This window comes from Luteimonas rhizosphaerae (genome assembly GCF_002849595.1).
Taxonomy (GTDB): Bacteria; Pseudomonadota; Gammaproteobacteria; order Xanthomonadales; family Xanthomonadaceae; genus Luteimonas; species Luteimonas cellulosilyticus.
Map to the genome: position 1 here is coordinate 38954 of NZ_NRQR01000015.1, position 22264 is coordinate 61217.

Here is a 22264-nt window from a genome sequence, read left to right on the forward strand (position 1 = left end):
GCTCGACTCTCGACGTTTAATGACAACGATGTCAACGGGCAAACCGAAAATGTTGTTCTGACCTGCTGCATTCGTCACACGAATGCAACAATCTCGAAGAGAAGGCGGAAATTAGCCATCCGACGCGGTTAATAACCAGTGTCCGGGCCGGTCATCGTCATGGCGCGCAGGACTTTGTGACGCGCTGCAGCAGGATTTCTGCCGGGTCTCTGCGGCATGATCGACACGCCGGATGGTGTCCGGTGATGTTCTATGACAACGTTGGTACCGGATGTCCGACGACGACATCCGCTGCAGGTTCCGTCTCTGTCCGCACCACGGGAGCGCACCAGATGTCCGCGATCGCCACACCGCACGTCCGCCCGAGCCACGCGAGTTCGATCGCGATCATGGGCCTGCTGTTCTTCATCATCGGGTTCTTCACCTGGATCAACGGCCCCCTGATCACCTTCGTGCAGCTCGCTTTCGAGCTCGACGAGGTCAACGCCTTCCTGGTGCTGATGGTGTTCTACCTCTCGTACTTCTTCCTTGCGCTGCCGTCGGCATGGGTACTGCGCCGCACCGGCATGAAGAAGGGGCTCGCGCTGAGCCTGTTCGTGATGGCCTGCGGCGCGATGCTGTTCGGCGAGTTCTCCACCCAGCGCTGGTATCCGGGCGCGCTGTCGGGGCTGTTCGTCATCGGCGGCGGCCTCGCGCTGCTGCAGACCGCGGTCAATCCCTACATCAGCATCCTCGGCTCGATCGACAGCGCCGCGCAGCGCATCGCGCTGATGGGCATCTGCAACAAGTGCGCCGGCATCCTCGCGCCGATCGTGCTCGGCACCGTGGTGCTGCACGGCATCGGTGATCTCAGTGCGCAGGTCGCGGCGGCCGACGCGGTGCAGCGCGCGCAACTGCTGGATACGTTCGCGGCGAAGATCCACACGCCGTATCTGGTGATGGCGGGCGTGCTGATGCTGGTCGCGGTCGGCGTGCTGCTGTCGCCGCTGCCCGAGCTCAAACCCGCCGACGCCAACGCGTCGGGTGACGCCGCCGGCACGCCGTCGCGCGGCATCTTCCAGGTGCCGCACCTGTGGCTGGGCGTGCTGTGCCTGTTCGTCTACGTCGGCGTCGAGGTGATGGCCGGCGATGCGATCGGCACCTACGGCAACGGCTTCGGCCTGCCGCTGGACCGCACCAAGTTCTTCACCTCGTTCACCCTGGGCGCGATGCTGCTCGGCTACGTCGTCGGCCTCGTGGCGATCCCGCGCTTCATCAGCCAGGAACACTACCTCGGCGTGTCGGCGGTGCTCGGCATCGTGTTCACCATCGGCGCCTTCCTCACCCACGGCTACGTGTCGGTCGGCTTCGTCGCCGCGCTCGGCTTCGCCAACGCGATGATGTGGCCGGCGATCTTCCCGCTGGCGATCAAGGGCCTGGGGCGGCTGACCGAAACCGGCTCGGCGCTGCTGATCATGGGCATCGCCGGCGGCGCGATCATCCCGCAGGCGTTCGCGGTGCTGAAGCAGCATTACGACTTCCAGCTGGTGTTCCTGGCGCTGACCTTGCCCTGCTATCTCTACATCCTGTACTTCGGCCTGCGCGGGCATCGCGCCGGGCGCGCGCCGGCGCGAACCGGGCGATCATGACCGCCTGAGCCTCCGGAACCCGCCCCGTGCGCAAACCCACCATCAAGGATGTCGCCGAGCGCGCGAAGGTCTCGCTGAAGACCGTCTCGCGCGTGATCAACAACGAACCGTCGGTGCTGCAGGCGACGCGCGCACGCGTGCTGCATGCGATCGACGAGCTCGACTACGAGCCCGATCCGTCCGCGCGCAACCTGCGCAGCGCGACCTCGTTCGTCATCGGCCTGATCTACGACAACCCGAATCCGTACCACATCATCGGCGTGCAGAACGGCGTGCTGGCGGCCTGCCGCGAGACCGGCTTCGGCCTGCAGATCCATCCCTGCGATGCGAGCTCGCCGCTGCTGGTCGAGGAACTGGTCGACTTCGTGCGCCGCTCGCGCCTGGCCGGCCTGGTGCTGACCGCGCCGATGTCCGAGCGTCGCGAACTCATCGATGCGCTGGCCGCGCGCGACATCCGCCTGGTGCGGATCATCGCGGCGACCGAGGATCCCGGCGACGGGCATCCCTGCGTGTTCGTCGACGATCGCGACGCGGCCTACGAGATCACCGAGCACCTGGTCCAGCTCGGCCACCAGCGCATCGGGTTCCTGTGGGGCGGGGCGCAGCACCATTCCAGCGGCGAGCGGCATGCCGGCTACGAGGCCGCGCTGAAGGACTATGGCATTCCGCACGACAAGCACCTGGTGATTCCCGGCGACTACACCTTCGACGACGGCTTCCGCGGCGCGCGCCGGCTGCTGGCGCTGCGCGATCCGCCGACGGCGATCTTCGGCTCCAACGACGAGATCGCGGCCGGCGTGCTCGCCGCGGCGAAATCGGCGGGCATGAACGTGCCCTACGACCTGTCGATCGCCGGCTTCGAGGACAGCCCATTCTCGCGCCAGTCGTGGCCGGCGCTGACCACCGCCAAGCAGGCGACCGAGGACATCGCGCGGCATGCGGCGCGGATGCTGATCGCCAGCCTGCGCGAGGAGACCGATCCGGTCGCCGCGCAGGCCACCCACAACCAGGGCTTCGTGCCGCAGCTGGTGGTGCGCGGCTCCACCGCGCCCGTGCGCCCGCGCCCGTCCGCCCCGAGGAGCGACGATGCAGCCACCGGATGATGCCGCCCGCGCGGCCGCCACGTGGATGTTCCGCGAAGCGGCCGAGGCGCCCGACGTGGTCGCCGCGCAACTGGCGCGCAACGCCGCCGCGGTCGACGCGCTGGTCGACGACCTGGTCGCGCGACCGCCGCCGTTCGTCGTCACCTGCGCGCGCGGCAGCTCCGACCACGCCGCGACCTGCGCCAAGTACTTGTTCGAGACCCGCCTCGGCGTGGTGACGACGTCGGCCTCGCCGTCGGTCGGGTCCGTCTACGCGGTGCGGCAGCGCATGCGCGGCGCGCTGTTCGTCGCGATCTCGCAGTCGGGCAAGAGTCCCGACCTGCTGCGCAACACCGAGGCCGCGCGTGAGGCCGGGGCGCGCATCGTCGCCCTGGTCAATGTCGAAGCGTCCCCGCTCGCGCAGCTGGCCGATGTCGTGCTGCCGCTCGGCGCCGGCCCGGAGCGCAGCGTCGCGGCGACCAAGAGCTATCTCGCGTCGCTGTCAGCTCTGCTGCAGCTGACTGCCGTGTGGCGCCGCGCGGACAGCGGCGATGGTGCGCTGGCCGATGCCTTGCCCGCCCTGCCGGACGCGATGCGCGCGGCCTGGGCCTGCGACTGGTCACCGCTGGTCGACGGGCTCGCCGACGTGCGCAACCTGTTCGTGCTCGGTCGCGGCATCGGCCTGGGCATCGCGCAGGAAGCGGCGCTGAAGTGCAAGGAAACCAGCGGCCTGCACGCCGAGGCCTACAGCGCGGCCGAGGTCAAGCACGGTCCGATGGCCCTGGTCGGTCCGGGCTTCCCGGTGCTGGCGTTCGGCCAGCCGGACGCGACCGATGCCGGCACGCGCGCCGTCGTCGACGAATTCCGCGCGCGCGGCGCAGCGGTGTGGCTGGCCGCGCCGGGCGGCGAGCTGCCGGTCGCCGCTGCGCCGGATCCCGCGTTCGCACCGCTGCTCGCGGCGCAGTCCTTCTACCGCGCAGTCAATGCGCTGTCGCTGCGGCGCGGCTTCGATCCTGACCGCCCACCGCATCTCAACAAGGTCACGGAGACCGTCTGATGGCGACCGCTCTGGTCAACGGCCGCGTGCTGACGGACGACGGCTTCCGCGACGATGTCGCTGTGCTCGTCGACAGCGGGCGCATCGTCGCGCTCACCGCGCCCGATGATCCGCGTGTGCGGGGGGCGCAACATCATGATCTCGGCGGTGATTGGCTCTTGCCGGGCTTCGTCGACGCGCAGGTCAACGGCGGCGGCGGCGTGCTGTTCAACAACGCGCCGACGGTCGAGGCGATCCGCACGATCGCGGCCGCGCACCGCCGTTTCGGCACGACCGCGTTGCTGCCGACGCTGATCAGCGACGATCTCGACGTGATGCGCGCGGCCATCGCCGCCGTGCGCGAGGCGATCGACGCCGGCGTGCCCGGCGTCGTCGGCCTCCATCTCGAAGGTCCGTATCTCGCGCCCGCGCGCAAGGGCACGCACGACGCCGGCAAGTTCCGCGTGCCGGACGCCGACGAGGTCGCGCTCGCGACGTCGCTGGGCAACGGTGTCACCCTGGTCACGCTCGCGCCGGAGCAGGTGCCGCTCGCGCGCATCCGCGCACTGGTCGCGGGTGGCGCCATCGTCGCCGCCGGCCACACCGAGGCGCACTACGAAGCGGTGCGCGCCGGCCTCGATGCCGGCATCCGCGGCTTCACCCATCTCTTCAATGCGATGTCACCGCTGCAGGGGCGCGCGCCCGGCGCGGTCGGCGCCGCGCTCGAGGACCGCGACAGCTGGTGCGGGATCATCGTCGACGGCGCGCACGTGCACGCGGCCAGCCTGCGCGTCGCGCTGGCGGCCAAGCCGCGCGGCAAGGTGTTCCTGGTCACCGATGCGATGCCGCCGGTCGGCAGCGACCGTCCGGACTACGTGCTCTACGGCGAAACGATCACCGCGATCGACGGCGTCGTGCGCAACGCGGCCGGTGCGCTCGCGGGCTCCGCGCTCGACATGATGACCGCGGTGCGCAATACCGTGCAGACCCTCGGCGTGCCGCTGGACGAAGCGGCGCGCATGGCGGCGACCTACCCGGCGCAGTTCCTCGGACTCGACGGCGAACGCGGACGCATCGCCCCGGGCCTGCGCGCGGATTTCGTCGTCGTCGACGAAGCCCTCGCGCTGCAGGCGACATGGATCGGCGGTGCGACCGCCTGAGGTGCCCGCGACGACGCCACGCCTGGCGTCGGTCGATGCGCTGCGCGGCCTCACCGTCGCGGCGATGCTGCTGGTCAACACACCGGGCGACTGGGCGCACGTCGTCGCGCCGCTGCGTCACGCGCCGTGGCACGGCTGCACGCTGGCGGATCTGGTGTTCCCGACGTTCCTGTTCGTCGTCGGCGTGTCGCTGGCGCTGTCGCTGGTGCCGCGCCGCGAGGCCGGTGTCGCGACCGCCGCACTGGCGCGCGGCGTGCTGTGGCGCGCGCTGCGGATCGTCGGCATCGGCCTGCTGCTGCACCTGCTCGCGTGGTGGGCGCTCGACCAGGCGTACGTGCGTCCCTGGGGCGTGCTGCAGCGGATCGGGCTGTGCTTCGCGCTGGCCGGGCTCGCCGCGCTGACCCTGCCCCGGCGCGCACAGTGGCTGTTGCTCGCCGGCCTGCTGCTCGGCAGCACGGTCGCGCTCGTCTGGGGCGGCATGGCGCCGGGCACCAATCCCTTCGACCGGCTCGACACGGCGCTGTTCGCGCCGTGGCTGTATCGCTACGACCCGGCGACGGGCCTGGGCCACGATCCCGAAGGGCTGGCGAGCACGGCTGGCGCGCTGGCGACGACGCTACTCGGCCTGCGCGCCGGGTCGTGGCTGCGCGCCGGCCGCGTGCGCGCGCTGGGCATCGCCGGCCTGGTGGCGCTGGGCATCGGCGGTGCGTGGTCGTGGTGGCTGCCGCTCAACAAGCCGCTGTGGTCGCCGTCCTACGTGCTGTGGACCGGCGGTCTCGCGATGCTGGCGCTGGCGGTCGTGCACGTGCTGGTCGACCGGCGCGGCTGGCGGCCGCTCGGGCGCCGCTTCGGTGTCAACGCGATCGCGGTCTACGCCGGCTCGATCGCCGTGGTGCTGCTGGCGATCGCGCTGGACCTGTGGACGCCGCTGTACCGGCAGCTGTTCGACACGCCGCTGGCGCCGTGGCTCGGACCGCAGGGCGCGTCGCTGGCGTTCGCACTGGTCTTCGTCGGCGCGTGGTGGGGCGTCGCCTGGGTGCTGGACCGGCGCGGCATCCATCTGAAGGTCTAGCACCGCGGGGTCCAGGGCCGGATCGGACGCGCACGTGGCGATGCCGGCGTCCCGAACGCGTGCGTCGGACGCGACCGCGACTTTGGCGACACGCGCCCAGCTTGTACCCTGCGCGCTGCCGTTCCCGGATTCCGCACGATGACCGTTCTCTCCGATGCCGCGCCCGTCGCCTGCGACGCCGACCGCGCGCGTACACGCCTGGCCTGGGCGCGTGCGACCACCGGCGACGCCGCGCTGGAGCTCGAACGGGCCTCGATGGACGCGGGTTTCCGCAGCTACTGGCGCACGCGCGGCGCGGGCGCGAGCCGCATCGTCATGGATTCGCCGCCCGATCTCGAGGACGTGCGCCCGTGGCTGCGCATCCGCACGTTGTTGCGCGACGCCGGCGTGCGCGTGCCCGGGGTGCTGGCCGAGGACGCCGACGGCGGCTTCCTGCTGCTCGAGGATCTCGGTGCGCAGACCTGCCTCGACGTCGTCGACGACGGGTCCGCCGATGCGATGTTTGACGCCGCGTTCGACCAGTTGTTGCGGGTGCAGGCGATCGCATGCCCCGACGACCTGCCGGCCTACGACGCGCCGATGCTGCAGCGCGAACTCGACCTGTTCGAAGACTGGTTCCTCGGGCGCCATCTCGGCGTCACGCTCGTTGCCGACGAACGCGACGGGTTGCGCGCAGTGCAGCAGACGCTGATCGACGCGGTGCTCGCGCAGCCGCAGGGCTTCGTGCATCGCGACTACATGTTGCGCAACCTGATGCCCCTGGCCGCGAGCGTGGCGGTCATCGATTTCCAGGGCGCGGTGCGCGGCCCGCTGGCCTACGATCCGGTCAGCCTGTTCCGCGACGCCTTCCACAGCTGGCCGGCCGCGCGCGTCGACGGCTGGCTCGCGCGCTACCACGCGCGCGCGCGCGATGCCGGCGTGCCGTTGCGCGCGGACCACGCCGCGTTCCGTCGCGACGCGGATCTCGCCGGCATGCAGCGCCACCTCAAGATCCTCGGGCTGTTCGCGCGTCTGCACTATCGCGACGGCAAGCCGAAATACCTCGCCGACGCGCCGCGCTTCGTGGCCTACCTCGACCACGTGCTCGCACGCGAACCGTCGCTGGCGCCGCTCGCGTCGATCCTGGATCGCCACGTGCGGCCGCGGCTGGCAGGACGGGTCGCATGATCCAGACCGTCATTCCCCAGCTGCGCATGACCGATGCCGAGCGCAGTCTGGCGTTCTATGCCGCACTCGGCTTCGTCGTCGACTGGGAGCACCGCTTCGAGGCCGGCATGCCGCTGTTCGTGCAGCTCACGCGCGACGGCCAGACGGTGTTCCTCAGCGGGCATGCCGGCGACGGCGCGATCGGCGGCGCCGTGTACTTCAAGGTCGCGGATGTCGATGCCTGCGCGCGGGCGTTCGCCGCGGCCGGCGCGCCGATCGTGCAGGCGCCCTGGGACACCGACTGGGGCACGCGCGAAATGCTGCTCGTCGATCCCGACCACAACCGCCTGCGCTTCGCGCAGCACCCCGACTGAGCGCCGCACGCGTGCGGCCCACCCGTCTCTGGAGAGTCCGATGATCGACCTGTTCGACAGCGCCCCGACCCCGGTGGACGGCATCCGCACCGGCATCGGCGGCTGGACCTTCGCGCCCTGGCGCGACAATTTCTATCCCAAGGGCCTGGTGCAGAAGCGGGAGCTGGAATACGCCAGCCGCCACCTGACCGCGATCGAGATCAACGGCACCTTCTACGGCACGCAGCCGCCCGAGGTCTACGCGCGCTGGCGCGACGAGACGCCCGAGGGCTTCGTGTTCTCGCTGAAGGCGCCGCGCTTCATCGTCGGCGCGCGGTCGCTGGCCGGCACGGGCGAGAAGATCGAGGCCTTCGTGCAGGGCGGCATCGCCGAGCTCGGCAGCCGGCTCGGCCCGGTGCTGTGGCAGTTCGATCCGCGCCGTGCGTTCGATCACGACGACGTCGCCGCGTTCCTCGACCTGCTGCCCCGCACCCTCGACGGCGCGCCGCTGCGCCACGTGCTGGAGGTGCGCCATCCGAGCTTCCAGTCGCCGGCCTATCTGGCACTGATGCGGGAACACGGCCTGCCGTCGGTGTTCACCGATTCCACGGACTATCCGTCGTTCGCCGATCTCAGCGGCACGTTCGTCTATGCGCGGCTGATGGCCAGTCGCGAGCAGCACAAGGACGGCTATCCGGGCCTGCAACTCGACGCGTGGGCCGACCGCGCGCACCAGTGGGCGCGCGGCGAGGCGCCGGGCGACCTGCCCTACATCGACGCCCGCGACGCCGCGCCGGTCACCCCGCGCGAGGTCTTCGTGTTCTTCATCTCGGCGGCGAAGGCGCGCAACCCGGCCGCGGCGATGGCCCTGCAGGCGCGGCTGTAGACGACGAGTCCGCGCCGCGCCGCGTCGATCAGTCGGCGGTACCGGCGCGTTCGGCGTCGAGACGGGCGTCGAACGCCTGCTCGGCCGTATCGGCATAGGCGCGGCAGTCCACCGGGCGGAGGCGCTCCAGCGTGGCCCCGTAACGAAGGCCGCTGAAACCGGGATGCGGCGTCAGCAGCAGGTCGCAGGGCAGCGCGCGGATGCGCGCGAAGCTGGCGCGGTAGTCCTCGACGATGCGCGGATAGCGCGGATTGTCGAGCAGCCGGTAGTCCGGCGCGCTCAGGCTGTCGGCGTAGACCAGCTGCAGCGGCGTGCCGTCCCCGGCCCGGTCGGTCCAGGTCCAGCTCATGCTGCCGGGCGTGTGGCCGGGGGTGAAATGGACCTGCAGCCGCAGGTCGCCGAGCACGATGACCTCGCCGTCGAGCAGCAGGCGATCGGTCGCGACCGGCGGATAGACGAGGCCGTCGCCGTAGTGGATGTCGTCGCTGCCGCCGCGGGCGAGCAGCTGCGCGGATTCGGCATTGGCCGCGACCCGCGCCCCGGTCGCCCGACGCATGGCGGCCAGCGGCCCGGCGTGGTCGGCATGGGCGTGACTGAGCACGATCAGCTTCAGATCCGACGGCGCCACGCCGAGCGCGGCCATGTTGGCGAGCAGGTGGTCGGCCGCCTGCGGCATCCCGCCGTCGATCAGGATCGCGCCGTCGCTGCCGACCAGCAGCAGCGCGCTGAGCTCGGCCGTGCCGATCTGCCAGGTCCGCGCGGCGATCTGCAACGGCGCGACCGGCTGTCGCCAGGGCGCGGGCACTTCGTAGGCGCGCAGCTGCGGCAGTGGCTCCGCCGGCTGGGCCTGGGCGTGGCCCAGGCTGCCGAGGAGGAAAACCGTCGCGAGGGTCCGTCGTGTCCAGTGGTGCATGGCGTGTCCTTGGAATGGGAGGGGGGCGGACGATTGTCGGAAGCCGGCGGGGCCAGGAGAAGCGAGGCGATCTCATCGCAGACATGAGCTGATCTAATGCCGGCATGGACAATCCGCACCTGCCGCTGACCGGCCTGCGGGCCTTCGAGGCCGCGGCCCGCCACCTCAACTTCACCCGCGCCGCGCTGGAGCTGCGCATCACCCAGGCGGCGCTGAGCCATCGCATCCGCGGGCTGGAAACGCGCCTGGGCTGCACGCTGTTCCGCCGCCTGCCGCGCGGTGTGGCGCTGACCGACGAGGGCCTGGCGCTGCTGCCGGCGATCGGTGATGCCTTCGCGCGCATCGGCGCGGCGCTGGCGCGGTTCGACGGGGCCGGGCCGCGGCAGGTGCTGACGGTCAGTGCGGTCGCCACCTTCGTCACCGGCTGGCTGCTGTCGCGTCTGCCGGCGTTCGAGGCCGCGCACCCGGGCGTCGACCTGCGCCTGCTGACCCACAACAACCGCATCGATCAGGCCGGCGAGGGGCTCGACCTGGCCGTGCGCTTCGGCGACGGCACCTGGCTGGGCCTGGACGCCGTGCACCTGTGCGATGCGCCGTTCGCGCCCGTGTGCGCCCCGGCGCTGGCGCGGCGCGTGCGCCGCCGCAGCGACCTCGTCGGCCTGCCGCTGCTGCGCTCCTACCGGCAGGACGAATGGGCGCGGTGGTGCGCGGCCGCGAAACTGCCGGTGCCCGCCCTGCGCGGGCCGGTGTTCGATTCTTCCCTGGCCATCGCCAGTGCGGCGGCGGCCGGCGCCGGCGTGGCGCTGTTGCCGGTGGCGATGTTCGAACAGGATCTCGCCAGCGGACGCCTGGTGCGGCTGTCACCGGTCGAGGTGGACGTCGGCGGCTACTGGCTGACCCGGTTGCGCTCGCGCGAGGACACCGCCGAGATGCAGGCCTTCCGCACCTGGGCCGTCACAGCCGGCGGCGCCTGAGTCAATCGCGCGCGGTGGCGATCGCCGCGATCCGCGCCTTGCGCAGCGCCGCGCCGATCGCGGGACCCGTCAGGCCGTCGGCGGCGAGATCGCGGGCGTTGATCGCCAGGGCGGCGGCCTGCGCGCGGCGCAGCAGATGGCCTTGCGGATAGTCGCTGTCGGCGCTGCCGAGGCGGCCGCGCTTGTCGCATTCGCAGACGGTCGCCAGCTGGTCGATCCGCTCGGGCTTGCGGAAGCCGTCGCAGCGCGCGATCAGGTCGTGCAGGGTGTCGTCGCGCAGTTCGGCGACGCGATGCACGTTGAGGTGCTCGCGGCAGGCGATCACCGCGAGTTCGCGCTGCGCCGCCGGCACCTTCAGGCGCGTGCACAACGTCGCGAGCGGCTTCAGCCCCGCGTGCTCGTGACCGATGTGGCGGGGCAGCCTGTCCGCCGGCGTCAGCGCCTTGCCGAGATCGTGGGTCAACGCGGCGAACCCGATCACCGCATCGCCGGGCGCCAGTCGCGCGGCCATGTCGCTGACCAGTTCCTGGTGCACGCCGGTGTCGACCTCGGGATGGTAGTCCGCGCGCTGCGGCACGCCGTACAGCGCATCGACTTCCGGCAGCACGACGGCGAGCGCGCCGCACTCGTGCAGCGTGCGCAGGAAGGCCGACGGCTGTTGCAGGGTCAAGGCGCGCGACGTCTCCTGCCACACGCGCTCGGGCGTCAGCGCATCGAGCTCGCCGCTGTCGACCATGCCGCGCATCAGCGCCATGGTCTCGTCGGCGACGCGAAAACCGAGCGGCGCGAAACGCGCCATGAACCGCGCGGCACGCAGCACGCGCAGCGGATCTTCCGAGAATGCCGGGCCGACATGGCGCAGCACGCGGGCCTCGATGTCGCGCGCGCCACCATGGGGATCGACGAGGCTGCCGTCCGGCGCTTCGGCGATCGCGTTGATGGTGAAGTCGCGGCGCTGCAGATCGTCCTCCAGCGTCACCGATGGATCGGCGTCGACGACGAATCCGCGATAGCCGCGCCCGGATTTGCGCTCGGTGCGTGCCAGTGCGTGTTCCTCGCGGGTGCCGGGATGCAGGAACACCGGAAAATCGCGGCCGATCGCGCGGAAACCGGCGGCTTCCATCGAGGCCTGGGTTTCGCCGACGACGACGTAATCGCGGTCGCCGGGCGTCAGGCCGAGCAGGCGGTCGCGGACCGCGCCGCCGACGAGGTAGATCTTCATGGCGCGATGATGCCACGGCCGCTCACGGCGCCTGGACTACACTGGCCCGCCGCTGCACAGGTGCCGTCCGTGGCTGCCGCCCGCTTCCGTTCCCATCTCCTCGCGACCGCCTGCGCGCTCGCGCCGTTTCCGCTGCTGGCCGCGGTCGCCGACACCGCGCCCTCCGGCGATTCGATGGATCTGGTGCTGATGCTGGTCTACCTCGGCGCGGCGATCGGCCTGTCGTTCCTGTGTTCGGTCGCCGAATCGGTGCTGCTGAGCATCACCCCGTCCTACATCGCCGGCCTCAAGGCCGAGCGGCCGGGGCTCGCGGCGAGGCTGCAACGCCTGCGCCACGACAACATCGACCAGTCGCTGGCTGGCATCCTGACGCTCAACACCATCGCCCACACGGCCGGCGCGGTCGGCGCGGGTGCGAAGGCGTCCGACGTGTTCGGCAGCGCCTGGGTCGGCGCGTTCTCGGTCGTGGCGACGCTGCTGATCCTGTTCCTGTCGGAGATCGTGCCCAAGACGCTCGGCGCGCAGTACTGGCGCCAGCTGGCTGCGCCGGTCGCGGTGTTCGTGCGCGTGCTGATCCTGGTGCTGTATCCCCTGATCCGCCTGTCCGAACTGCTGACCCGGCTGATATCGGGCGGCCAGCAGGCGCACGTGTTCAACCGCGAGGAATTCATCGCGATGGCCGGCGTCGGCGAGGAGAGCGGCGGCATCCTGCCGCGCGAATCGCACATCCTGCGCAACCTGTTCCGGATGTCGGACCTGCGCGCGCGCGACGTGATGACGCCGCGCACCGTCGTCGCCGCGCTGCGCGACGACACCACGGCCTCGCAGGCGCTGCTCGACACCCGCGCCGCGCCGTTCTCGCGCGTGCCGATCTACCGCGACGACATCGACGATGCGTCGACGTTCGCGCTGCGCTCGGAAATGCTGCAGGCCGAAGCGCGCGGCGACGGCGACGTGCCGCTGCGCACGCTGGGGCGCGCGATGCGCAGCGTGCCCGAGAGCATGCCGCTGACCGGCCTGCTGGAGTTCCTGCTCGACCGCCGCCAGCAGATCGCGCTGGTCGTCGACGAATACGGTTCGACCAGCGGCGTGGTGACGATGGAAGACGTCGTCGAGACCCTGCTGGGGCAGGAGATCATCGACGAGAGCGACCGGGTCTCCGACATGCAGCGCCTGGCGCGCCGGCGCTGGGAACAGCGCGCGGCCGCGCACGGCCTGTCGCACACCGGCGCGGTACTGCCGCCGGACGCCACGAAACCCGAGTCCGAGTGAGCGCCGGCCTCAGCCGGCCGGGCAGCTGAAGGCCTTGCGCTTGGCGGCGGTGTCGCCCTGCATGCGCGCGGTCACCGGCACCGCCTGGCCGTACATGCGCCAGTCGTAGATCACGCTGAAGGCCAGCACCCGCGCGACGTACTCGCGGGTCTCGCGGTAGCTGATCGTCTCGATCCAGAAATCCGCGTCCATTGCCGGGCGCTGCGACAGCCAGCGGCTGGTCGGCGTGGGCCCGGCGTTGTACGCGGCGATCGCGACATGCGGCGCGCCGTACATGTCCTTCTTCTCGCGCAGGTAGGCGGTGCCGATCGCGACGTTGGTCGCGGGATCGTAGAGACTTTCGGCGCCACCCCAGGGCATGCCGAGTCGGCCCGCGACGGCGGCGCCGGTCGACGGCAGCACCTGCATCAGGCCCAGCGCGTTCGCCGGCGACCGTGCGTTCGGGTTGAAGGTGCTCTCGGCGCGGATCTCGGCCGCCACCCAAGCCGGGTCGAGGTTGTGGCGGCGCGATTCGCGCTCGATCAGCGCCTGCTGGGTCAGCGGGAAGCGCAGCGTGTACAGCCGCAGTTCGTCCGGCTGGCGGCCGAGGCCGAACACGCCGCGGTCGTACCAGCCGTTGTCCTGCGCGACCTGCACCGCGATCCGGCGCTGGTCGTCGTCGAAGCGCGCCAGCGCCGCGGTCCACTCGCGCGTCGCCCACAGCGCGCGGTCGGCGCGGTACAGCGCCATCGCGCGCACGAGGCCCGGATCGCCCGCGACGCGCGACTTGGCCGCCGCCGCCGGCGCGAAATCCCAGGGGCACAGCGCGTACGGCTGGCCGAGCCGGTCGGCGGCGAGGAAGCCGTGGAAATCGGGTTTGGTCGCCGCGTCGCGGTACAGCGGCTGCGCGCCGGCGGCATCGCCGGTCAGTTCGGTCAGGCGCGCCTGGAAATAGGTCCAGCGCGACTGTCCGCGCTGCGCGTCGCCCATCCTGCGCACCGCCGCGAGCGCCGCGGGCCAGTCGCTGCGGGCCAGCCCTTCGCGCACGCGCCACTCGTGCAGGCGCTCGTCGTAGGCGCTGGCGGGCACGCGGTCGAGCAGCCGTGCCGAATCGGGCAGATAGGACGCGACGGTCCACAACGCGGCCTGGTAGAGCACGCGGCCGCGGTCTTCCTCGGTGAAGTCGAGCGCAGCGGCGAACGCCGGAAGGCGCGCCTCGGCGGCCAGCGGATCGTCCTTGGCAAACTTCGCCAGGCCCTGCGACGCGACCAGACGGCTGCGCGCGGTCTTGGGCCACTGCAGCGCGCGCTCGTGCGGCGCCTGCATGAAGGCGGCGTAGTCGGTCGCCAGCGCCTGTTGCGACGCCGACATGCTGCCGGCGATGGCGCGCAGCATCGTCGCGTCCCAGTCGGCGACCGCGAGATCGAAACGTTCCCAGCGCAGCGCATCGTCGAGGCCGCCGCTGGCCGCCAGCGCGGACAGCGGCGCGTTGCACGCGTCGGGCAGCGACTTGCCGGTGCTGCGCCAGATCGCCTGCGTGTCCCGCGTCCACTGCGCATCGGCGGCGCCGGTGCGCTGGCGGGCGTCGAGTTCGATGCATTGCAGCGCGGTCGTGGTGATCGACGGCTGCCACGCGGCGCGCACGCCGGCCCAGTCGCCGCGTTTGGCGAGCGCCCGCAACCAGGCGGCGCGGAATTCGGTCGCGACGGGCTGGTCGCGATAGCGCGTCAGGAACGCGTCCGCCTGCGCGGTCGGCAAGGTGTCGAGGTTGCGTCGCAGCGCGGCGAACTCGATCCAGCCGTAGGCGGGATGCGCGGCCAGCGACGTCGGGGCGGGCTGGCCGCGCTCGGCGGCCTGCAGCGCGGCGCGCAGGCTGGCGTCGTCGCCGGTCTGGCCGAATGCCGGCGCGCAGGCGATCGCCAGGGCGGCGAACGCGAGGCGCAGGCGCGGGATCGCGCGGGGCATTGCAGCGGGAACAGCACGGCGCGGCGCGGCGCTCGCGGGCAGGGCGTCAGTCATCGGCGTCCGGGTCTCAAAACCGCCGGCGACTATAGCCCAGCGTGGCTGAAGCACCGGTGGCGCGCGGTCAGCCGAGCCGGCGCTGCACGATGCGTGCGAACACGCTGACCGCGACCGGCAACAGGGCGTCGTCGAAATCGAAGGTCGGGTGGTGGCACATCGCGCTGTCCTGGCCGAGGAAGAGGTAGGCGCCGGGCCACTGCTCGAGCATGTACGAGAAATCGTCGGAGAACGCATACGCCCGCAGGTCCGTCGCGACGTGGTCCGCGCCCAGCACGTCGGCGCAGGCCTGCGCCGCGAGCGCGGCCTGCTCGGGCGCGTTGACGCAGGGCGGGCAGGAATGCGGAATCGTCAGCGTCACGCGGCAGCCCGACATCGCCGCGAACCCGTCGCACAGCGCCCGCAGGCGCTCGCCGAGCAAGGTGTGCACGTCCTTCGACAGCGCACGGAACGTGCCGCTGAGCGACGCCGTCGACGGAATGATGTTGTGCGTGGTGCCGGCCTGCAGCGAGCCGACATTGATCAGCGCCGCGTCCATCGGGTCGACATGGCGGCCGACGATGCCGGAGATCTCCACCGCGAGACGCGCGGCGACCTGCAGCGGATCGGTCGCCTTGTGCGGCGCCGCGGCGTGGCCGCCGACGCCTTCGATCGCGATCTCGAACACCGCCAGCGACTGCAGCGTCGGGCCGCTGCGCACGCTGGCGCGGCCGCTGCCGAGCAGCGGCATGTTGTGGAAGGCGTAGACCTCGTCGCAGGGGAAGCGCGTGAACAGGCCGTCCTCGGCCATGCGGATCGCGCCGCGGCCGCCCTCCTCGGCGGGCTGGAAGATCAGCACGACGCGGCCGCTGGCCGGTGGATGCGCAACCAGGTACTGCGCGGTGCCGAGCAGCGCCGAGGTGTGGCCGTCGTGGCCGCAAGTGTGCGCGGTGCCGTCGCGCTGCGAGCGGTAGCCGACGTCGTTCTGCTCCTGCATCGGCAGCGCGTCCATGTCCGCGCGCAGGCCGATCGACAGGCCCGGCTTGCCGCTGTCGACGATCGCGACGACGCCGGTGCCACCGAGGCCGCGATGCACCTCGAGGCCCAGCGATGCCAGCACCTCGGCCACCAGCGCCGAGGTCTTCAGTTCCTCGAAACCGAGCTCCGGCCAGGCGTGGATGCGCTGCCGCCACGCGGTCATCTGCGGGGCGAGCGGCAACACGGGGGCGAGGATCGACATCGGCAACTCCAGCAGCGGGGCGGACGCGTCGCGGCGCAGCACGGCCGGCGCGGGGGCGTCGATTATATTTCGGATGGCCTGCGCGCCCAGGCGCGCCGCCCGCGTCGCGCTCGCGGCGCGTCCCCGCACACTGGAGCGACCATGGCGCAGCCGCGCGACACGCCGACCCTGCCGCTGCTGCACCACGTCATCGACGGCCGTCCGGTCGCCTCGTCGCGGCCGCCGTTCGAGAACCGCGATCCGGCGACCGGCGCGCTGATCGGCCATGTGCACGAGGCCGATCCGGCCATCGTCGACCAGGCCGTGCAGGCCGCGCGTCGCGCGCTGCGCGGACCGTGGTCGCGGCTCGGCGACGGCGAACGCGCGGCGCTGCTGCGCCGCATCGCCGAGGGCATCCGCGCGCGCTTCGACGACTTCCTCGACGCCGAGATCGCCGACACCGGCAAGCCGGTCACGCTGGCGCGGCAGATCGACATCCCGCGCGGCGCGGCGAACTTCGAGATCTTCGCCGACCAGATCGCCGGCGTCGCGACCGAGAGTTTCCGCACGCCGACGCCCGATGGCCGCGGCGCACTGAACTACGGGCTGCGCACGCCGCGCGGCGTGATCGCGGTGATCTGCCCGTGGAACCTGCCGTTGCTGCTGATGACCTGGAAGGTCGCGCCGGCGTTGGCCTTCGGCAATACGGTCGTGGTGAAGCCGTCGGAGGACACGCCGTCGACGACCGCGCTGCTCGCCGAGGTCATGCGCGACGCCGGCGTGCCCGACGGCGTGTTCAACGTCGTGCACGGCTTCGGCCCCGACAGCGCCGGGCAGTACCTCAGCGAACATGCGGGCGTCGATGCGATCACCTTCACCGGCGAAACCCGCACCGGCGCGGCGATCATGCGCGCCGCGGCGCAGGGCGTGCGACCGGTATCGTTCGAACTCGGCGGCAAGAACGCGGGACTCGTATTCGCCGACTGCGACCTCGACGCCGCCGTCGCCGGCATCGCGCGCGCGGCCTTCCTCAACAGCGGGCAGGTGTGCCTGGGTACGGAGCGTGTTTATGTCGAGCGCCCGATCTTCGACACGTTCGTGCAGCGGTTGAAAGCGGCGGCAGAAGCGCTGCAACCTGGTGATCCCCGGGATGACACCACGACGTTCGGTCCGCTGAGCAGCGACACGCATCGCCGCAAGGTGCTGGACTACTACGCGCGCGCGGTCGCTGATGGCGCGACCGTCGTCACCGGCGGCGGTGTGCCCGAACTACCGGATGCCCTCGCTGGCGGCGCATGGGTGCAGCCGACGGTGTGGACCGGCCTGCCGGAGCATGCGGCCGTGGTGCGCGAGGAGATCTTCGGTCCCTGCTGCCACGTCGCGCCGTTCGACAGCGAGGACGAGGCGATCAACCTGGCCAACGACAGCGACTACGGCCTGGCGACGACGATCTGGACGCAGGACCTGGCCCGCGCGCACCGCGTGGCCGCGGCGGTGGAGGTCGGTGTCGCCTGGATCAACTGCTGGTTCCTGCGCGACCTGCGCACCGCGTTCGGCGGCGCCAAGCAGTCCGGCATCGGCCGCGAGGGTGGCGTGCACGGGCTGGAGTTCTATACCGAGCTGCGGAACGTCTGCATCAAGCTGTGAGGCGGGCGTCGTGGTGCGTGCGCGGCGCACGCGGATGACCATTCGCCTGACACCAGCGCAGCCGATCACGGGTTGCGCGCGCCGCGTCCGCGCGGCAGGTGAATTGCCGGGCGCGACGGATCGCCGTGCGTCAGACCACATCCTGTTGGGAGCATGCCCCCGCGCGCGCCGCAGCGATGCACGGCGCACACGTTCCGGCGTCGTCGTTCGTTCTCCTGATTTTTTGAACCGGCGCGGTCGAAGACGACACGTACGCTGTTCGCGCGCGAGCGCGCTCCTGCAGGGCCGGACGTGCGGCTCTCCGCCTTGCAGCCTGCGGCGCGACAGTCGATGCCGATCCAGTGCGGCGCCAGCCGGTCACGTCAATCGCCCGATCGTGCGATACCGCGGCACTGCCGTCGCCGGCTAGGCTGGACACCCTCGCGTCGTCCCTTCGCGTCTCCCCGGTGTGACGCGTGCCAGCGGCCGCGGCGCCGGTGCGTCGGCGCAACGCCGCCATCCTCCTGTGTGCCCGGAAGTCCTGCCCGATGTCGATCTCGATACTGCTGTTTCCGGTGCTGGGCGCGATCGCCGGGGTGCTGGCCGGACTGCTGGGCATCGGCGGCGGCATGGTGCTGGTCACGGCGCTGGTGTTCCTGCTGCCGTTGTACGGCGTGCCCGCGGACGCGGCGATGCACGCGGCACTGGCGACCTCGCTGGCCAGCATCGTGCTGACCAGTGCCGCATCGACGCGCGCGCACCACGTCCGCGGCGGTGTGCTGTGGCCGACGGTCGCGTGGCTCGTGCCCGGTGCGCTGCTCGGCGGCTGGCTCGGCAGTCGGGTCGCCATCCGCATCGACGGCGACGTGCTGAAGTTCGGCGTCATCGCGTATTGCGGCATCGCCGGCCTGCAGCTGCTGCTGTCGCGGACGCCATCCGATCGCGGCGTCGACGTGGTGCCCACCGGTGCGGGCCTCAGCGTGGCGGGCGTCGGTATCGGTGCGGTCGGATCGGTGGGGTGGCGGGGCGTGCGCCCGGTGCGCGCGGTCGGCACGTCGTCGGCCTGCGGCATCTTCGTCGCGCTGGCGAGTGCGGCAGGCTATGCGATGCAGGCGCCGGCAGCCGCCTTGCCGTCCGACGGCATCGGTTACGTCTACGTGCCCGCGGCGATCGGAATCGCGATCACGTCGGTGCTGTGCGCGCCGCTCGGCACCCGCCTCGCGCATGCGATCAGCGGGCCGGCGCTGAAGCGCGTGTTCGCGGGATTCCTGTTCGTCATGGGGGCCTGTCTGACGCTGCTGTGACGGCGCGGGCTGCGAGACGGAGATCCGGCAACGCGTGCGACGCGGTCGGTGACACGACGTCGCAGCGGACGTCGTGCGTCATGGCGCCACCCGGCGATGCGGTCGCGCGCGCTCCCGCAGGCGCGGCCGCAGGGATTCGTGCGGCGCCATGCCGGCGCCGCACGGCCCGCACTAGAACCAGATCCGCACGCCGGCGACCACGCGGGTGTCGCGGACATGTCCGCCGGCGGCGTCGACGAGATCGGCCGTCTCGCCGAAGCGGCGTTCGTGCACCACACCGACATACGGCGCGAACCTGCGGCTGATCTCGTAGCGCAGGCGCAGGCCGGTCTCGACCGTGTTGAGGCCGCTGCCGAGCCGGCGCGCCGGTTCGTCCTCGAGCGAGAACGTCGCTTCGACCAGCGGCTGCAGGATCAGCCGGTTGGTCAGCAGGATCTCGTATTCCGCCTCGAGCCTGGCCTGCGCCTGTCCGCCGCTGCCGACGTAGCCGGTGGCGGACACCTCGACGAAGTACGGGGCCAGCCCTTGCACGCCGAACGCGGCCCAGGTGCGCCCGTCGGGCTGGATCTCGTGCCGCGCGCCGACGACGACATCCCACCACGGCGTGACGCCGCGGCCGTACAGCAGCTCGAGGTCGGCCGAACCGGTGCGGCCGCCGCTGCGTTCGCCTTCGCTGCGCAGCCACAGGCGGTGCACGTCGCCGCCGACCCAGCCGCCGACCTCCCAGGCCTGGCCGGTGCCGACGTCGGCGTCCCAGGCTTCGAGCCGTTCGACCAGAAGCATCGCGCTGGTCTGCGAGGCGTGGTCCATCGCGTGATGGTCGAGCACGGGGAACGCGGCCGCGACATCTGCCTCGGTCGGGACGGGCACGGGGTCGCGCGGCGCGGCATCGGCGGGCAGATCGCCCGCACTGCGCGCAGGCGCGTGGCCGGCCTGCGGCGCGTGCGCCCGGGCGTCCGGCATCGTGTGGCCCATCGCGGCATGGTCGACCGGATCCGCATCGCCGGACGGCGTGCTGGGGGCGACCGGCTGGGCATGCGGCTGCGGAGGCGCATGGTCGCTCGCGGCAGCGCCTGCGGGTCGTGCCGCCTCGCCGGGCACGGCGTTCCGTCGAGGGCCGGCATGTGGCTCGGAATCCGCCGCAGGCTGGTGCGGGTGCGCGCCCGATGCCGGGGTGGCGCGTGGTCGCGCTGGCGGTGCCGGGCGCACCGGCGAGGCAGGACGCGACGCGGGGGCGGCGGCCGGTCCGTGGCCCATGGCGGCGTGATCGACGGCATCGTGTGGCGCGTCGTCGGCTGCCGCCGCAGGTGATCGCGCCTCGCGGTCGGCATGCGTCTGCGGTGCTCTGCGCGGTGCCGGGGCCGGCGCCGCAGGTCTGGGCGCGACCGCCGGCTTCGCAGCCGGTGCGTGGTGGTCGTGGGACGCCTTCGGCGCAGGGTGCCCGTGGTGCTGGGCGAAGGCCGGCAGGCCGCTGGCGAGCAGCAGCGCCGCGGCGAGTGCGTGATACGGAAGGCGCGCGCTCATGCCTCGATCCTCACTTCGCGCATCATCCCCGCTTCCATGTGGTAGAGCAGATGGCAGTGGTAGGCCCAGCGGCCGAGGGCATCGGCGCGCACGCGATAGCTGCGCCGCGTGCCCGGCGGCATGTCGACGGTGTGCTTGCGGACCATGAAGTTGCCGTCCGCGTCTTCCAGATCGCTCCACACGCCGTGCAGGTGGATCGGGTGGGTCATCATCGTGTCGTTGACCAGCACGATGCGCAGGCGCTCGCCGTAGTTGAGCCGCAACGGTTCGGCGCCGGCGAACGGCTGGCCGTCGAACGACCACGAGAATTTCTCCATGTGGCCGGTCAGGTGCAGGGCGATCTCGCGACCGGGCGCGCGTCCGTCGGGATCGTCGAACAGGCTGCGCAGGTCGGCATACGTCAGCACGCGGCGGCCGTTGTCGCGCAGGCCGATGCCGGGATCGTCGAGCCGCGGCGACGGCGTCATCGTCTGCATGTCGACCAATGGATTGCCCGACTCGCTACGCGGATGCGCCTGCATCGCGGCGCCGGCCTGCGTGTCGCCGTCGTGTCCCATCGCCACGTGCCCCATCGCCGCGTGATCCATGCCGGCGTGCCCGTCGCCTGCAGGCGCTGTCGCCGCCTGCACGGGCGCCGCGTGCGCCATCGCCGCATGTCCCACGTCGGCGTGCCCGCCGTGCGCCGCACCGGCGGCAGGCATCGCATGCGCGCCGTGGCCGTGATGGCCCATGTCGGCCATCGTCAGCAGCGGGCGCGGATCGTTCGCGGGCACCGGCGCCTGCAGGCCGTGGCGCACCGCCAGGGTGCCGCGCGCGTGGCCGGTGCGGCCCATGTCCTGGGCGAAGATCGTGTAGGCGTCCTGGCCGCCGGGTTCGACGATGACGTCGAAGGTCTCGGCCGCGGCGATGCGGAATTCATCGACGGTCACCGGATGGATCGGCTGGCCGTCGGCGGCGACCCCGGTCAGTTTCAGCCCCGGGATGCGCACGTCGAAATAGCTCATCGCCGCGCCGTTGATGAAGCGCAGCAGCACCTTCTCGCCGCTGCGGAACAGGCCGGTCCAGTTGCCGCCGGGCGCGGTGCCGTTCATCAGGTAGGTGTAGGTGTGCGCGTTGACGTCGGACAGGTCGGTCGGCGTCATCCGCATTTCGCCCCAGGCCTTGCGGTCCGCGACCGTCGCGCGCCAGCCGTCGCGCCGCACGTCGCGGACGAAATCGCCGACGGTCGGCTGGTAGTAGTTGTCGTACTCGGAAAACTTCTTCAGCCGTCGGAACAGTGCGGCCGGGTCCAGATCGGTCCAGTCCGACAACAGCACGACGTGCTCGCGATCGAAGGCGTAGGGCAGCGGTTCGCGCGGATCGACGATCAGCGCGCCGTACAGGCCGGCCTGTTCCTGGAACAGCGAATGGCTGTGGTACCAGTACGTGCCCGACTGGCGCAGCTGGAAGCGGTAGGTGAAGGTCTCGCCGGGCGCGATACCGTCGAAACTCATGCCCGGCACGCCGTCCATGTTCGCCGGCAGCAGGATGCCGTGCCAGTGGATCGAACTCGGCACGCCGAGCCGGTTGGCCACGCGCACGGTGACGGTGTCGCCTTCGCGCCAGCGCAGCACTGGCGCCGGCAGCGATCCGTTGACGGTGATCGCAGGCCGCGGGCGGCCGGTGAAGTTGACCGGCGAGGCGCCGATCGAGAGATCGAAGTCGCTGCCGCGCAGCTCGGGATGCGGGGCCGGTTCGCTGGCGTGTGTGGGCCAGGGCAACAGGCCGGCGCCGGCAGCGACGCCGCCGAGGGCCAGACCCTGGACGAACTGGCGACGCGAGACGGGCGTCCGCGCCCACGGCGCGGAAGAGGGATCGTGTGACATGCAGG

Annotated in this window: 18 protein-coding genes; 12 read left to right on the plus strand and 6 right to left on the minus strand. The window is 71.8% G+C overall.

The genetic code is table 11. The features are described from left to right. Positions 1-332: 332 nt before the first annotated feature. From CJ022_RS07675 to CJ022_RS07710, 8 genes are all read left to right on the plus strand, one after another. Positions 333-1628 carry a sugar MFS transporter gene (locus tag CJ022_RS07675; protein WP_101926072.1) on the plus strand — a complete coding sequence of 432 codons (1296 nt, stop codon included), beginning with the start codon at positions 333-335 and terminating at the stop codon, positions 1626-1628. Positions 1629-1654: 26 nt separating this feature from the next. After that, the gene (locus CJ022_RS07680) at positions 1655-2731 is read left to right on the plus strand and encodes a LacI family DNA-binding transcriptional regulator (protein ID WP_101926073.1); all 1077 of its coding nucleotides are present in this window, start codon (positions 1655-1657) and stop codon (positions 2729-2731) included. After that, the gene (locus CJ022_RS07685) at positions 2715-3767 is read left to right on the plus strand and encodes an SIS domain-containing protein (RefSeq protein ID WP_233198647.1); all 1053 of its coding nucleotides are present in this window, start codon (positions 2715-2717) and stop codon (positions 3765-3767) included. Before CJ022_RS07680 ends, CJ022_RS07685 begins: the two co-directional genes overlap by 17 nt. After that, positions 3767-4906, plus strand: coding sequence for an N-acetylglucosamine-6-phosphate deacetylase (gene nagA / locus CJ022_RS07690; RefSeq protein ID WP_101926074.1), 1140 nt, complete (start codon positions 3767-3769; stop codon positions 4904-4906). The genes CJ022_RS07685 and nagA overlap by 1 nt, the downstream gene beginning before the upstream one ends. A gap of 1 nt (position 4907) precedes the next feature. Continuing rightward, complete coding sequence (locus tag CJ022_RS07695) at positions 4908-5978, plus strand: acyltransferase family protein (RefSeq protein ID WP_101926075.1); 1071 nt, start codon at positions 4908-4910, stop codon at positions 5976-5978. Positions 5979-6116: 138 nt separating this feature from the next. Further along, the gene (locus tag CJ022_RS07700; protein WP_101926076.1) at positions 6117-7145 is read left to right on the plus strand and encodes an aminoglycoside phosphotransferase family protein; all 1029 of its coding nucleotides are present in this window, start codon (positions 6117-6119) and stop codon (positions 7143-7145) included. Then, complete coding sequence (locus CJ022_RS07705; RefSeq protein WP_101926077.1) at positions 7142-7498, plus strand: glyoxalase superfamily protein; 357 nt, start codon at positions 7142-7144, stop codon at positions 7496-7498. The genes CJ022_RS07700 and CJ022_RS07705 overlap by 4 nt, the downstream gene beginning before the upstream one ends. Positions 7499-7538: 40 nt before the next feature. After that, a complete protein-coding gene (locus CJ022_RS07710) occupies positions 7539-8363 on the plus strand; it encodes a DUF72 domain-containing protein (RefSeq protein ID WP_101926078.1) in 825 nt (274 codons plus the stop codon). A gap of 28 nt (positions 8364-8391) precedes the next feature. Here the strand turns inward: CJ022_RS07710 and bla are convergent, their stop codons facing one another. Next, positions 8392-9276 carry a subclass B3 metallo-beta-lactamase gene (gene bla, locus CJ022_RS07715; RefSeq protein ID WP_101926079.1) on the minus strand — a complete coding sequence of 295 codons (885 nt, stop codon included), beginning with the start codon at positions 9274-9276 and terminating at the stop codon, positions 8392-8394. A gap of 104 nt (positions 9277-9380) precedes the next feature. Between bla and CJ022_RS07720 the strand changes: the two genes are divergently transcribed. Next, complete coding sequence (locus CJ022_RS07720; protein WP_101926080.1) at positions 9381-10250, plus strand: LysR family transcriptional regulator; 870 nt, start codon at positions 9381-9383, stop codon at positions 10248-10250. A 1-nt stretch (position 10251) separates the two neighbouring features. Here the strand turns inward: CJ022_RS07720 and CJ022_RS07725 are convergent, their stop codons facing one another. Then, the gene (locus CJ022_RS07725) at positions 10252-11472 is read right to left on the minus strand and encodes a multifunctional CCA addition/repair protein (RefSeq protein ID WP_101926081.1); all 1221 of its coding nucleotides are present in this window, start codon (positions 11470-11472) and stop codon (positions 10252-10254) included. 69 nt (positions 11473-11541) lie between these two features. Between CJ022_RS07725 and CJ022_RS07730 the strand changes: the two genes are divergently transcribed. Beyond that, positions 11542-12744, plus strand: coding sequence for a CNNM domain-containing protein (locus tag CJ022_RS07730; protein ID WP_199171446.1), 1203 nt, complete (start codon positions 11542-11544; stop codon positions 12742-12744). A 9-nt stretch (positions 12745-12753) separates the two neighbouring features. Here the strand turns inward: CJ022_RS07730 and CJ022_RS07735 are convergent, their stop codons facing one another. Both CJ022_RS07735 and CJ022_RS07740 read right to left on the minus strand, forming a co-directional pair. Then, on the minus strand, positions 12754-14688 hold the full coding sequence (locus tag CJ022_RS07735; RefSeq protein WP_101926082.1) for a lytic transglycosylase domain-containing protein: 1935 nt from the start codon (positions 14686-14688) through the stop codon (positions 12754-12756). A gap of 121 nt (positions 14689-14809) precedes the next feature. Further along, positions 14810-15961: an amidohydrolase gene (locus CJ022_RS07740; protein WP_101926158.1), complete on the minus strand. Its 1152-nt coding sequence runs from the start codon at positions 15959-15961 to the stop codon at positions 14810-14812. A gap of 141 nt (positions 15962-16102) precedes the next feature. On the opposite strand from CJ022_RS07740, the gene CJ022_RS07745 reads away from it, so the two are divergent. Further along, entirely contained in the window at positions 16103-17587 is a 1485-nt protein-coding gene (locus tag CJ022_RS07745; protein ID WP_101926083.1) for a 2-hydroxymuconic semialdehyde dehydrogenase, read from the plus strand. A gap of 527 nt (positions 17588-18114) precedes the next feature. Further along, positions 18115-18870, plus strand: coding sequence for a sulfite exporter TauE/SafE family protein (locus CJ022_RS07750; protein WP_101926084.1), 756 nt, complete (start codon positions 18115-18117; stop codon positions 18868-18870). Between the two features lie 171 nt (positions 18871-19041). Here CJ022_RS07750 and CJ022_RS17440 read toward each other — a convergent pair whose 3' ends face one another. Together CJ022_RS17440 and CJ022_RS07760 are read right to left on the minus strand one after the other, a co-directional pair. Further along, a complete protein-coding gene (locus CJ022_RS17440) occupies positions 19042-19833 on the minus strand; it encodes a copper resistance protein B (protein WP_458351493.1) in 792 nt (263 codons plus the stop codon). Positions 19834-20390: 557 nt separating this feature from the next. Beyond that, complete coding sequence (locus CJ022_RS07760) at positions 20391-22259, minus strand: copper resistance system multicopper oxidase (protein WP_101926086.1); 1869 nt, start codon at positions 22257-22259, stop codon at positions 20391-20393. Positions 22260-22264 lie beyond the last annotated feature (5 nt).